The organism is Bacteriovorax sp. BAL6_X, from assembly GCF_000443995.1.
Classification (GTDB): Bacteria; Bdellovibrionota; Bacteriovoracia; order Bacteriovoracales; family Bacteriovoracaceae; genus Halobacteriovorax_A.
On record NZ_AUMC01000008.1, the window covers coordinates 243320 to 257499 of the forward strand.

General features: G+C 37.1%; 10 protein-coding genes. 4 read left to right on the top strand and 6 right to left on the bottom strand.

What is annotated here, in order from left to right; all coding sequences use genetic code 11:
- From infB to M902_RS15925, 6 genes are all read right to left on the bottom strand, one after another.
- Nucleotides 1-2766: a translation initiation factor IF-2 gene (gene infB / locus M902_RS08515; protein WP_021267366.1), complete on the bottom strand. Its 2766-nt coding sequence runs from the start codon at nt 2764-2766 to the stop codon at nt 1-3.
- Nucleotides 2767-2805: 39 nt separating this feature from the next.
- A complete protein-coding gene (gene nusA / locus M902_RS08520; protein ID WP_021267268.1) occupies nt 2806-4218 on the bottom strand; it encodes a transcription termination factor NusA in 1413 nt (470 codons plus the stop codon).
- Nucleotides 4219-4234: 16 nt separating this feature from the next.
- Nucleotides 4235-4750 carry a ribosome maturation factor RimP gene (gene rimP / locus M902_RS15915; protein ID WP_021267378.1) on the bottom strand — a complete coding sequence of 172 codons (516 nt, stop codon included), beginning with the start codon at nt 4748-4750 and terminating at the stop codon, nt 4235-4237.
- 213 nt (nt 4751-4963) lie between these two features.
- Entirely contained in the window at nt 4964-5428 is a 465-nt protein-coding gene (locus tag M902_RS15920; protein ID WP_021267253.1) for an N-acetyltransferase, read from the bottom strand.
- 2 nt (nt 5429-5430) lie between these two features.
- Nucleotides 5431-5898 (bottom strand): hypothetical protein, encoded by a 468-nt coding sequence (locus tag M902_RS08535; RefSeq protein ID WP_040314491.1) that lies wholly within the window; start codon nt 5896-5898, stop codon nt 5431-5433.
- A 42-nt stretch (nt 5899-5940) separates the two neighbouring features.
- The gene (locus M902_RS15925; RefSeq protein ID WP_021267168.1) at nt 5941-7224 is read right to left on the bottom strand and encodes a helix-turn-helix domain-containing protein; all 1284 of its coding nucleotides are present in this window, start codon (nt 7222-7224) and stop codon (nt 5941-5943) included.
- Between the two features lie 199 nt (nt 7225-7423).
- Here M902_RS15925 and thrS point away from each other — a divergent pair, with 199 nt between their 5' ends.
- Genes thrS through M902_RS08560 form a run of 4 tightly spaced genes read left to right on the top strand, consistent with a single transcriptional unit; the run spans nt 7424 to nt 14163 of the window.
- On the top strand, nt 7424-9166 hold the full coding sequence (gene thrS / locus M902_RS08545) for a threonine--tRNA ligase (RefSeq protein ID WP_021267254.1): 1743 nt from the start codon (nt 7424-7426) through the stop codon (nt 9164-9166).
- 41 nt (nt 9167-9207) lie between these two features.
- Nucleotides 9208-10197: a D-alanine--D-alanine ligase gene (locus tag M902_RS08550; protein WP_021267370.1), complete on the top strand. Its 990-nt coding sequence runs from the start codon at nt 9208-9210 to the stop codon at nt 10195-10197.
- 25 nt (nt 10198-10222) lie between these two features.
- Nucleotides 10223-13081: an aminotransferase class III-fold pyridoxal phosphate-dependent enzyme gene (locus M902_RS08555; protein WP_021267237.1), complete on the top strand. Its 2859-nt coding sequence runs from the start codon at nt 10223-10225 to the stop codon at nt 13079-13081.
- Complete coding sequence (locus tag M902_RS08560) at nt 13081-14163, top strand: C45 family peptidase (protein ID WP_198011884.1); 1083 nt, start codon at nt 13081-13083, stop codon at nt 14161-14163. Before M902_RS08555 ends, M902_RS08560 begins: the two co-directional genes overlap by 1 nt.
- Nucleotides 14164-14180 lie beyond the last annotated feature (17 nt).

The following is a 14180-nucleotide window of genomic DNA, read 5'->3' on the forward strand; positions in this document are numbered from 1 at the left end:
TTAAAGAATTGGTGAGTCTGCTGTTAAAACATCCTCAAGCTTACGTTTCTTTTCTTTCAGTTTATATGCTTCGAATAAGTCACCAACTTTAATGTCATCATAGTTCTCTAAGCCAACACCACATTCATAACCATTCTTAACTTCTTTAACATCGTCTTTAAATCTCTTAAGTGAAGACATCTTACCATCAAACATGATCTTACCTTCTCTAAGAAGACGAACATTACAACCAACTTGGATATTACCGTCAACAACAACTGAACCAGCAATCGTTCCAATTTTTGGTACAGAGAATGTATCACGTACTTCTGCGCGCCCGATATACTCTTCAGTAAACTCAGGATCAAGAAGACCTTCAACAGCAAGTTTCACATCATTGATTAGTTCATAGATGATTGAGTAAGTCTTTACATCAATTCCATACTGCTCTGATAATTTACGAGCTGAAGTTGATGGTCTCATATTAAATCCAAGAACAAAGGCACCAGATGTATTTGCAAGCTCAATGTCAGAATCACTGATTTGACCTACACCACCACGGATAACTTTTACTTCTACTTCTGGATTTGAAATTGTCTCAATAGCAGATTTAATTGCTTCAAAAGAACCTTGTACATCTGAACGAATAATAAGATTAAGATCTTTCTTCTGACCTTCTTCAGTTGCAGCTGTTGCAAAGAAGTCTTCAAGAGAAACTTTTGGCCCTTGAGTTTGAGCGGCCGCTTCGATTCTTATTCTTTCATCAATTCGGTTTTGAGCGATTTTCTTAGCCTCTCTTTCATTTTTAACAACATTAAGAGAGTCACCAGGTGAAGGAGCTTCACTTAAACCAATAATCTGAACAGGCATTGAAGGACCAACTTTCGAATGTTGCTTTCCTTTGTGATCAGTTAGACTTCTCGCACGTCCGTAAGTTTCACCAACAACAATCGAGTCACCTTTTTTAAGTGTACCTGTTTGAACAAGAACTGTTGCAACTGGACCACGTCCATGCTCAACTCTTGACTCAATAACAACACCCTCAGCAGGACCTTTCGGCTCTGCTCTAAGCTCCATAATTTCAGCTTGTAGAGCAATTGCTTCTAGAAGCTCGTCAACACCATCTCCTTTAAGAGCTGAAATGTGACAGAATTGAGTTTCCCCACCCCATTCTTCAGGAGTGATACTAAATTCAGTTAGAGCTTGTTTAATACGATCTGGGTTAGCACCTTCACGGTCCATTTTATTAACCGCTACAATTAATGGCTTACCTGCAGATTGAATATACTTAATTGATTCAACTGTTTGAGGCATTACACCATCGTCAGCTGCTACAATAAGAATTACGATATCTGTAATATCAGCACCACGTTGTCTCATAGCACCAAAGGCCGCGTGACCTGGAGTATCTAAGAAAGTTAACTTAGAGTCTTTAACATCTACCGAGTAAGCTCCAATATGCTGAGTGATCCCACCAGCTTCGCCAGCAGCAATCGATTCATTTCTAATATAATCAAGTAGAGTTGTCTTACCATGGTCAACGTGACCCATAATCGTAACGACAGGAGCACGTAGAGGTAACTTATTAAGTTGCTCTTCTGAAAGCTCTTCTTTCCCTAGTGCTGCATCCTCATCAAATGACTGATCTTCGACTCTATAGTCATAAAGCGACGCAATCTGACTTGCTAGCTTAAGACCAATATAATCACCATTTCTCACAAGAAGATTAAGATCAAGACACTTGTCGATCATATCCTTAAGCTTCACAGAAAGTTTCTTCGCTAACTGCTCAGCGTAAGCACCACCGTGTAACTTAACAACTCTTTTTGCTTCTTTTACTTCTGTAATTTCAGTTGACTTCGAAGGACCTGAATACTGACGCTTTCTCTTGACTTGAGTATACATTGGGCGTCCAGTACCTTGAAGCGAAGAGTAAGACTTCATTTCTGTACTTGCACGTTCTTCATTAAGAGCTTGCGAACGGTTAACCGTTTTCTTCGCACTTAACATAGAAGCAAGACCACTCAGACGATTTTTATCCTTTTTCGCTGTACGATCTTCATCACTTCCGGCCGGACCAGCTTTGGCATTAATATCATCTTCAGCTTTATCTTCTTTACCTGCTGCTTTCTTTGCCTTGCGAGCAGCGGCTTTCTCTTTATCTTCCTTAGTCGGAGCAGAAACAATTCTTAGACCAAATGGCTTACCATCTAAAGTCGTCGACTCTTTCTCTTCCACTTTATCCTTAGGAGCTTCTTCTTTAGTCTTAGCTTCAGGAGAGCTTTCTTCTTTAGCTTCGACTTCAGTCGTTTCTTCTTTTACTTCAGGAGCCTCTGGTTCTTCCATTACAGGAGTACTTACAGACTCTTCAGCTTTTACTTCAGTAACTTCAGAAGATTCGATTACAGCTTCTGTGTTTTCATCATCAGAAGTAGCCTCCGAAGACTTTGATGAAGCTTTACGACGTACAACAGTTTTCTTTTTACGAGTAACCGTTTTCTTAGCAGGCTTATCTTCCTCGCTCTCTCCGTCAGCTTTTGCTGCAGACTTCTTTCTAACTGTCGCCTTTTTCGCAGCTTTCTTTTTGACCGTCTTCTTCTTAGTTGCCTTCTCAGCAGATGCTTTTTCAGCACTTGATCCAGCAAGTTCTTGCCACTTAGTAATATCTTCATCAGATAGTACAGACATGTGGTTTCTTACTGAGAATCCGTGAGACTTCAGCTCTTCTACGAGGTCTAATGGCTTCTTTCCGAGTTCATTGGCCAATTCAAATATTTTCTTAGGCATTTTTTCTCCGTAGTATGACTACACTTTTCTATTTTAAAATTACTTAATTTTAAATGCAGCTAATTCTTCTCTTAATCTTCTTTCTGCTTCATTAAATTTATCAGTACCTTCTTCATCCTGATCAGCACCTTCTTTATTAATAATACCTAGGTACTTAGGAACTGCAGAAGCAGATACTAATTCTTCTTCACCTTCTGGTTGAAGCTCAATTGACCCTTCTTCAACTAGCTTTGCTGCTTCATCAATTGCGGCTTGAGCTGCAGCAGCATCAACACCGGCCATTGAAGCAATCTCTTCAGCAGGAGTTGCCATGAAGTCACCAATTGCCATGATACTATTTTGAACAAGTACTTGTGCCATAGCATCTGTAACAGATGGAATTTGAAGTAGGTTTTCAACTGCTTTATTAACTTTTTCTTGAAGTTTAGACTTCGAGATAATGTTAATATTATATCCAGATAGCATTGCTGCTAGACGAACGTTTTGTCCACGACGTCCAATTGCAAGTGATAACTGATCCTCTTCTACGATAACGTCCATTGATTTAGAATCGTGATCGATAGAGATATTTTCAATTTCAGATGGTGCAAGAGCGGCAATTGCAAATGTTGCCAGATCATCATTCCATCTTACGATATCAATTTTTTCACCTTGAAGTTCATTTACAATATTTTGAACACGTGAACCTTTCATACCAACACAAGCACCTACAGGATCAATATCCTTATCTACTGACTGAACAGCAATTTTAGCTCTTTGTCCTGGTTCTCTAGCAGCAGATTTGATTTCAATAGTTCCATCTTGAATTTCTGGTACTTCTATTTCAAATAGCTTAACAAGGAACATTGGAGAAGTTCTTGATAGTCTAATTTCAGGTCCGCGGTTAGTCATAACAACTTCCGTTAAGAATGCTTGTACTCTATCTCCTGGGTTGAATTGTTCACCTGGGATTAGCTCTCTTCTTGAAAGAACAGCGTCTGCCTTTCCAAGATCAACGATCACATTTCCACGCTCATATCTTCTTACAATACCTGTTACAAGGTCACCTTGTCTGTGCTTAAACTCAGAGAATAGAATCTCTCTTTCAGCATCACGAACCTTTTGCATGATAATCTGACGTGCAGTTTGTACGTCAACACGAGTAAAATTAGGGTTTTCAATCTTAATACCTAATTGATCACCAACCTCAACATCTTCATCAAGTTCTCTAGCATCACCTAGGTTGATTTCAATAATTGAATCTCTTACTTCGTCAACTACGTTTTTATATTGAAAGATCTCAACATCGTCATCATCTTCATTGTAACGAGTTTCGTACTCACCTTGGATACCAAACTTCTTTCTTGCTGTTACTAAGAAAGCTTGTTCAATAGCGTTTACGATAATTGTCTTATCGATCCCACGGTCTTTTCCTAAAACATCAATAATCTTACTTAATTCTGAGAAACTCATTTTTCACCTCAAACAATTACACTTCTGGTTCAAGTGCGATCTTATTAATATCATTTAAGTTTAATTTTAAATCAAAATCACTATCGAGAGTCACATCGATAAAATCATCACCAAAGCTATTTAATACGCAAATAATTTTTTTTGCATTAGCTGTCTTTTTATCAAGTTTTTCACCTGGAAAAAGATCACCAAACTTCTTACTCAGTTGAACTAGAATACGTTCACTGATACTTAACTCTAGATGCTCTCTCGTTTTTATTTTTCTAAACATTCCTGGTGAAGACACTTCTAAAACGATGTCATCAGGAATCCAATCGAGTGCTTCCATAGGCTCACTAAAAGCACGGTCAACACTTACACAGTCCTCGATAACGGCAGTCTTAGTTTCTTTATTCATTATATAAACACGTAAAGTTTTAGAGCCTTTGATATATTCCATATCGTATAGAAGATACCCTTCTGCACTTACTACTTCTTGAGTAAGTTCATAAAACTTTTGTTCCATACCTGAATAAGAGATATCTAAATCCATTAAACGCATCCCATATGCTTTTATAAAAAAGCCTATAAAAATAAAAAAAAAGGGTAGCCCTAAAAGTCTACCCGATTATATCTTGTTAAATATTTAACTAATCGTTATTTACTCAAAAATTGAAAAATCTTTTCTAATTTCTAAGTACTTATTAATTATCAAAGATTTTGAAATCTTGTCAAGGTTTGTCATTGATAACTTATGAAAACAACTTCAATTTACAACTCTATGCATTATAACAGCATTACCTCCATCTGCATAGAAATTCTTCTTTAAATGAATTTTCTCAAGCCCCAAAGTCTCATAAAACCTGATAGCGCCTTCGTTTGAAGCCTCCACTTCCAGGTAAATCTGAAATATTTGGCCATTAAAAGTCTTTTGACAATGACTCAACATGGCCTCAAACAGCTTCTTTGCTATGGAGCGCCTTCTAAAATCCGGATGAACAATTATTTTATATAAATGGCAAAAATCTGGTGCGTTGACTTCAAAAACACAAATACCTTGAATCTCATCGTCTGCGGCCCAGATACATGAGATTTCTCGACCACTTGAGGCCAAGCCTAACCAGCTCTCTTTAGTCCATGGCCAGTTAAAGAAACTTGACTCAAACTTCGCTAGCTCCTCGAGCTTAGGCTCTACGATATTAGAAAGTAGACTTTGCTTAAAATCACTCATGGCTACAGAAATAGTCTCGAACTAATATTCTTAAAAACAAAATCTTTGTATTCAGTAAATTGTGAAGATGATGTATCTAACTTATTAGATTCCACAAAACTATTATATCTCTTCTTGAGTTCCTTATTAGTGTTATAGATTTCGTAAACTTTACCAACTAGGTCTTTTGAGACCTTGCATTTTCCAAGTTTAGGATTATCCATGTACTCGTTTTCAAGGTTTAGTGACTTTGACAAAATCAATGCTCTTAGAACTAAATCTTTTTCACTAGCAACGAAATGACGAGGTCCGATCTTTACTTGCTCAAGCCTTGAACTCAACCCAGACAGCTTTTGGATGTAATTATCCTTGCCTATCAAACAAACGCTCTGATGATATGCTTTTAAAAGTTCATTGATATTACGGCCAAAGTAAATCTGGCCATTAACAGAGAAAAGGGCCCTGTCTTTAAGGGCCCATATATTCATCATAAATATTGAAATAAGAATAAATCGCATTAAGTATAATGCTAATTAAACAGGAGAACTAATGTCAACGTTTGCAACAGCTTTACCAGCAGTAAGCTTTGTTTCCATTTGGTAACGAATCTTAACATCAGGATTGAAAGTATACCCATCCTTTCCACGAATGATGTACTTTCTTTTAGTATTACTGTTGTCCTTAGGCTCAATAAGCTTTCTTAGACGTGAGATTGACGTGTAGATAAGCTTATCGTGAATAAGAGGATTGTATTCATCTTTCCATATCTCGCGTGCCAGATCTTCTTTGTCGTAAAAAGAACCACGATTTTTAGCAAGTAAGAAAAGGATCTCTAAAAGAACAAAGCGATGCTTAAAATCAATCACACCAATATTCTTTTCTTTTACTTTTCTATTATTACGATCAAGATAGATATCAACACTTGAATCATTTACTTCATGAATCTCAGCATCAAGTACGTTAGTTAAACGCTTAAAGGTTGTTGAATCAACAGCTTGTTTTGCAAGGTTATAATAAAGTGTCGCTCTATCATAATCACCTTTAACCTTTTCAACTTGTCCAATTCCTAAAAGGATATAACCGTAAAGATTCCAACATTTTTTATTCTGAAGAGTAATATTAGCAAGGTTATAATGCTTTAATGAACCTTCAACATCACCCTTTGCAATAAGGATTTTTCCGTAAGTCATATGCATTGATCCACCTAAGTATTCCTTATTAATGATTTTTAATAAGTTATCTAGTTGGGCCATATAATCAAGCGATAGATCAAACTCACCTCTATTATAAGCATTATTGGCCAGGGCCAACAAACACTTTGAATGAAGATCAGGATCATTTTCTTCTTTGGACTTATTGTAAGAAAGCTCTAAGTCACTAAATGCACCTGAGAAATCATTTCTATAAGATTTAATTAAACCAGCGTAGTAGAAGTATTCAGCTGAAAGACTTCCTAAATTCATCTGTAAATCATTTATGATATTCTCACTTTGATTTACATACTTAGCAGCTTTCTCATCCTCAAGCTTTTCCGCAGCGATTCTAATTAGAAAACTTAGAATTTTTAAAACACGATAATTATCCTGAGGACACTCAGCACAGTCGATGGCCTTTAAGAAATTAACTTCGGCCTTATTAAGATCGGCCTTATCATAATGAAGTTTTCCTAGTTGATAATATGCCTTACCAACTTCTAACTTAGTCAAAATATCCTGTGAAGGAATGAGCCCTTCTCCATGACCAAGAAAGCCTAAAGCTTCAGTTTTAAAGCCGTCATTTACTTTATTTCCAGATTCTTGTCCCCCGACAATCTGCATATCAACTCCCTATTTCTATTCCGCTGTGAGAATTTTGTGGAATCTTACCACAACATGTTCATAACATGTCATCACGCTGCCCGTCAAAACTCTTTACAATAACTAAAATAATTACATTCAAAATATTGATGAACCATTTAATTATTTGATATTATGGGCCTTTAAAGTAGGAATTATTCCAAAATTTTATGGAGATTACATGCCCAAGTACGATTTAGACACAATCAGACACTCGAGCGCTCACTTAATGGCGCAAGCAATTTCAAGACTTTACCCGAATGAGAACGTACAATTTGGCGTTGGACCGGTTATAGAGAATGGCTTTTACTACGATATTCTGATGGATCGAACCCTGGGCGAGGAAGATCTACCAAAAATTGAAGATATGATGAAAACAATCATCAAAGAAAAGCTCCCAATTGAAAGAAAAGCAATGACGAGACCTGAAGCTGTTGAGTTCTTTAAGTCACAAGGTCAGGAGCTTAAGGTTGAACTTATTGAAGCAATTCCTGAAGATGAGGAAGTTAGCTGCTACTCTCAAGGTGAGTTTATCGATCTTTGTCGTGGCCCACACGTAGAGAATACAAATGACCTACCACAAGGATTTAAACTTTTAAGCATCGCTGGCGCTTATTGGCGTGGAGATGAAAAGCGTGAAGTAATGCAAAGAATTTACGCAGCTTCATTTCAAGACAAGAAACTTCTTAAGCAACACCTGATGATGCTTGAAGAAGCGAAAAAGCGTGATCACAGAAAACTAGGCAAAGAGCTGGAGTTATTCCACTTTGAACCAGTTGCTCCAGGTGCTCCGTTTTTCATGCCTAAAGGAACAATCGTTATTAACGAACTTGTTAACTATATTAGAAGACTATACCGCATCTACGAATACGATGAAGTAATTACTCCACAGATCTTAGATAGTTCTCTTTGGCACACATCTGGTCACTACGAGCACTATAAAGACGATATGTTCTTTTCAAAGATTGATGATCGTGAGTATGCAGTTAAACCAATGAACTGCCCATGCCACATGCTAATGTTTAAGCACTATAAATATAGCTACCGTGACCTCCCTCTTCGTTATGCAGACTTTGGTCGTCTTCATAGAAACGAAAAGGCCGGTGCTCTTGCAGGTCTGACACGTGTACGTTCATTCTGCCAAGATGACGCCCACATTTTTCTAGCTCTTGATCAAGTTCAAGAAGAAATTCAAAGAACAATGAAGATGATCTTCACTGCTTACGAGCTATTTGGTTTTGATAATATAACAGTTAACCTATCGACTCGCCCAGAAAAGAAAGCTGGTGATGATAAGACTTGGGATATTGCAGAAAACGCACTTGAAGAAGCGCTAAAGGCTTCTGGTCACGATTATGTAATAAAAGAAGGTGACGGTGCATTCTATGGCCCAAAAATTGATATTGAAGTAGCAGATGCGATTGGGCGTAAGTGGCAGCTAGGAACAATTCAACTAGACTTCCAACTACCAGATCGTTTTGATCTTAAGTTTACAACAGCAGACGGTGGAGAAGAAAGACCAGTTGTTGTTCACCGTGCCCTACTGGGATCGCTTGAAAGGTTCTTCGGTGTTTACACTGAGCACGTTGCGGGAGTTTTCCCTTTCTGGCTTGCTCCTGAACAAATCGTTATTGTACCGGTAAATAATGATGCTCATGGTGAAGCGGCCCACAAACTTAAAGACCAGTTATTTGCACAAGGCTACCGTGTAAAAGTAGATGATCGTAATGAAACAATGGGATATAAGACACGTCAAATACAAAAATCTAAAATTCCATTTATGTTCGTTGTAGGTGATCGCGAAATTGAAAACAATGCAGTAGCTGTTCGTAAGCATGGTTCGAAAGGTTCATTCAATTGGACGAATGCTGAAATGCTTGAGAAACTAGCAACACTAGATAGTTTAAAATACCCTAAAGCATAAGTTTTAGGGTGTTTTATATTTACTTTTAAAAGAAGGTTTCCATGGAAAGGAAAAATATCTTAATCATTTGTGGTGGTGGCTCTACTGAGCATGAAGTTTCTCTTCGCTCGGCCGCATTCGTAAAAGAACAAGTGGCCCTCATCCAAGAACTCAACCCTATTGTCGTTGAAATGACCAAGACAGGTGAGTTCACTCTAAATGGTCATAAAGTAAGCCTAAATGGGCAAATACTAGAAACAGCAACCGAAAGACCTTATATTAATTATGTCATTCCAGTTATTCATGGCCCTCCTGGAGAAACAGGAGAAATTCAAAGTTTTTTAGAAATGCATAAACTTCCCTATTTTGGGCCTCGCCATGAAGGAAGTAGTATTTGTTTTAACAAAGTATCAACCAAATTATGGTTTGATCATTTAGGGATTCCAAACACACAATGGATGTCAATTCATAAAGATTTACCTTATGAGCGAAGTGAAGTTGTGGACTTCTTTGAAAAATCAAATAACGACGTTTTTATTAAGGCCGCTAGCCAAGGATCTTCAGTTGGTTGCTATCACGTTACAAATAGAGAGGACTTAATTGATGCTATCAACAAGGCCTTAGAATATAGCGATGACATTCTTATTGAAAGAACTGTAAAAGGACGTGAACTAGAGATTGCGGTATTCGAACAAGATGGAAATCTTCATGCTTCGAGACCCGGTGAGATCGTCAATGCAAGTGATGAGTTCTATGACTATGAACAAAAGTATAGTGATCAATCAAAGGCGAAGACATTTGTTGAGGCACCAGATTTAACAAATGAACAAGTCTCACAAATGCAAATCATTGCAAAGACAACATTTAAATGTCTCAAACTAAGACATCTTTCACGTATCGATTTCTTCTTAAGTGAAGGAAATATCTATTTAAATGAAATCAACACATTCCCAGGTATGACAAGTATTTCGATGTTTCCGAAGATGCTAGAAAACACTGGACTAAAATTTAGCGATTTTCTAAAAGAGAAAATACTTAAAGAAGTTAGATAGTAAAAAATACTCAAGGGTTACAGATATGGAAATCAACTTAATCACTAAAAACAGCCATGAACATGCAAAAGAAAAACTTGCGACAATGTATAAAGACAACTTTACTTCAGCGGAGAAGAAAGAATATATCCCACATCACAAATTCTCACAAGGCCCTTATCTTGCCATGGAGACAAACGATGAAAACTCTCCAGAGTTCCTTCTCGATGCAGCCTCACAGATCGCAACACTAGGCCTTGGTTTTAATGCGACGGCACTCTTTGGAACAACAATGCATGAAAGTGCGTGGACCGGTAATTATCTTGATTCAACATTTATTGAAATTGCAGACTCATTCAAAGAACTTCTCAGAGAAAAGGCCTCAAATAAGAAGCTAACACCTGTTTTTGTTAATTCAGGTGCAGAAGCAAATGAAGTTGCTCTAATTATGGCCTATAAAAAAAGGGCCCATACAGCTGCAAACCAAATCATAGCATTTGAAGGAAGCTTCCACGGACGCTTTCTTTCAACTCTCTTTTCTACTTGGAACCCAAGTAAGCGTGAGCCGTATCAAATAGATGGACACGAAACAACATTTATAAAATACCCTGAAACCAAAAGTGATCAATTCTTGTTTGAAATCGATTCAGAGTGGACAAAGCTATGGGAAAACCCTTTTGCACAAAACTTTGAAGCAAAACTTGCTGATTTTGAAAAAAATGCAGATGAGTTATTAAGATCTGAAATTGCATCTTTAAAACAGCTACATGAAACTCTTAAAGAAAATACACACTTTGCAATTCTAGTAGAGCCAATGCAATGCGAGGGTGGTGATCGCTATTCAACAAATCGATTTCACGTGGCACTTAATCTACTTGTTAAGTCATACAAAGTGTCAGTTATCTATGACGAGGTTCAAACAGGTTTTGGTCTTGGACGTGACTTCTTTTGGCACAGAACATTTGACCTTAAAGATTCACAAGGAAATCAGCTGAATCCAGAATATATTACTTGTGCAAAAAAGGCCCAAAGTGGAATTGTTCTGACAGAAAATCCATGTTGGGAAAATAATGAATTTCAAACATCCTCTGTTATTAGAGGTTACTATCAAGCGATTGCTATTGATCAATTACGTTACAAAATCTCTGCAATTGAAGAGTATACAAGAACTAAGTTATCAGAGCTTGTAAACAAGTGGGATCAATTATCTTCACCAAGATGCTTTGGTGTTGCTTTTGCTTTTGACTTATCAGATTCAAAGGATATCGCACCATTTATTGCTAATCGCTTTGATCTTGGACTACTCTATTACCAAGCAGGAGAGAACACACTACGTTTTAGACTAAATACGGCCTGGACAAATGAAGATATTGACTATCTTTTTGATGCAATCGATGAAATTGCTAATCGTGTATACAAAAATGAATCAAGAGTCCTAAAGTATACGCCAAAAACAAAAGTAAATTCTCCAAATGAATACCTTTGGCATAGTAAACTTGTTGAAGCCTTCAAAGGACAAGTACAAGACAAGGCTGCGTTCAATTTTGCTCAAGAATTCTTTAATAAAGAATTTAATTTAGAGCTTATTAAAATTGACGCCGACAACTTCGATTATTACAAACATAAAATCGAAGAAATTCAACGTCATACTTACGAACCGACGAGACAAACAAGCATTGAAAAGTTTAAAAAGATCGCTCACTGTAAGGACTCTATTGCAATTGCTCTATTAAGTGAAACAAAGCAATTAGTAGGTATCTCTTTTGCAGGTAAAATATCGCACTTCCCTCACGAAAGTGGACTTCGCCTTGTTAAGTATTTCAACAACCCTAAAACACTTTATATGTTGGATACAACGATTGTGAACATGGAACAGTCTCAAGGCATGGGCAAGTACTTAAAGTATGCTCTTACTCTCCTAGCAAGTTCGTACGGAAACGATTACATCTACGGAAGAAATCGTGATATTCATGCAGGAGCAATGCTTGCCATTAATTGCTCCCTTGGTGCAATTATTGAGATGAGACTTAAAGAAAACTATCTTGATGATGAAGAACATCGTGATGTCATCATTTACCGTCAAAATCTAAAATGGAAGAATGAAGACCTAAAGTATTCAACTTCCCCTATTTTAAATACGGCCTCTTACGAGAGTATGCCGACACTTGTAAACAAAGTATGTCTATCAAACTTTATTGATGAAAGCTTTATGGCAAACCTAAAAGAGTTTAAAGAAGTTGTACCCAAAGAGTTACAGCACTTTTTTACAGCAAGTGGGCATAGTGAATGCGTTGAAAAAATCTTCAAATCAATCTTAATTAAGAATCAAAAACAAAGAACAAAGGTAATCTCTTTTAATCATGACTACTTTGGTAAGCAAAGCTTTATGTCAGCTACTCTTTCTGGTGTCTTAGACTTCTACCCAAATTCAAAGGTTGATACTCTTGGACAACTAAAAGAAAAGCTTACAACGAAAGAATACTTAGCGTTGTTCATTGGAGACCTTTTAATCAATTTCTCTCATGATGAACTTAAAGAAATTATTAAAGTAGCTCACGATAACGGAACTAAAGTTGTCTTTAATGAAAGCGTTTACTTCCATAGTAAAAAGAAGCTCTTTTCGAAAGAGCACGGAATAATACCTGATGCAAGCTATATCCATATCGCTGGGCAGATTGGCATCTGTATGCTGCAAGAAGAAGTCTATGAATCAAGGCCTCTAATGATGATCTCAACATGGGATGGTGATGCTTATGCTCTTTCTCAAGCTGTGGCCTACCTAAAGTCACCAGTAAAGACAAGGAAAGAATTTAGAATCATCAACGACTCTTCTTACAAATTCGCTCTTAATGCGCCAAATATTTTTGGAAACCAAACAAGTAAGAAGTGGTATTTTACATGTTAATGACAGATTTAAATCTACCAATATTCAAATACGATGCATCTGGCCCATATGAAAATGGACTAAAGCATGGCGAAACCTTTAAAGAAGCAATTAAAGAATTAGTTAAGATTCGAACAAGCCTTCTATTAAAGAGGTCTCCTCATTTAAAAGATAAGCTCGATGAGTTTGCACAACTTCAATTTGAAGAAACAATGAAGTTTGATGCGGCCCTTGCGCAGGAGCTCGAAGGTATAGCTAAGGGAAGTGATACAACAGTTAGAGATATTATCATTCTCAACAATTATACAGATTTTAGAGATATTCAATTAGACTACGATAATCAAGATGAAGGTTGTACATCAGTCTCTTATATTGATGAGACTAACAGTATAGCTGCTCAGACATGGGATATGCACCAAAGTGCAAAGAACTACCTCATGCTAATTGATATCGTTGATGAGGCAAAAGGCACACGTCAGCTAATTTATACAGTTTGTGGATGTTTAGGGCTAATGGCGGTAAATAATCACGGGCAATTCATTGGTGTTAATAATATAAATGTCGTTGACGGTGTTAATGGAATTATTTGGCCTGCACTTATTAGAAAAGCGGCCCAACGAGATAAACTCGAAGAGGTTGGAAAGCTTCTCATGGAAGCACCAATCACTTCAGGACACAATTATTTAATTAGCGATGGGAAGTCAGCTTTTAACTATGAGATAACTCCAACGCAAAAAGAAATTTTAAACTCTGATCCAAAAGGTTTAATCTTTCATACAAACCATTGCCTTGGTAAAAAGATAAAAACGGTCGAAGATCCAAATAACATTAGTAAAACTACTCATGCAAGGTTTGATCTGGTTAGTAAATACAAGAATGAAATAAGTGACGAAGCTTCGGTTATGAGTCTACTTATGTCCCACGATGGCCATCCCATATCAATCTGTTCTCACTTTGCGCCAGAAGGAGCAAAGGATCCATCTCAGACATGCGGTGGGGCATTATTTAATTATCAGACTCAAGTATTTAAGGCCTGGAGAGGCTGCAAAAAATATGACAAGAATTTTGAATATGTAGAAATTCATCTACCCCTAATTTTATGAAAAATTAGATTTTAAAG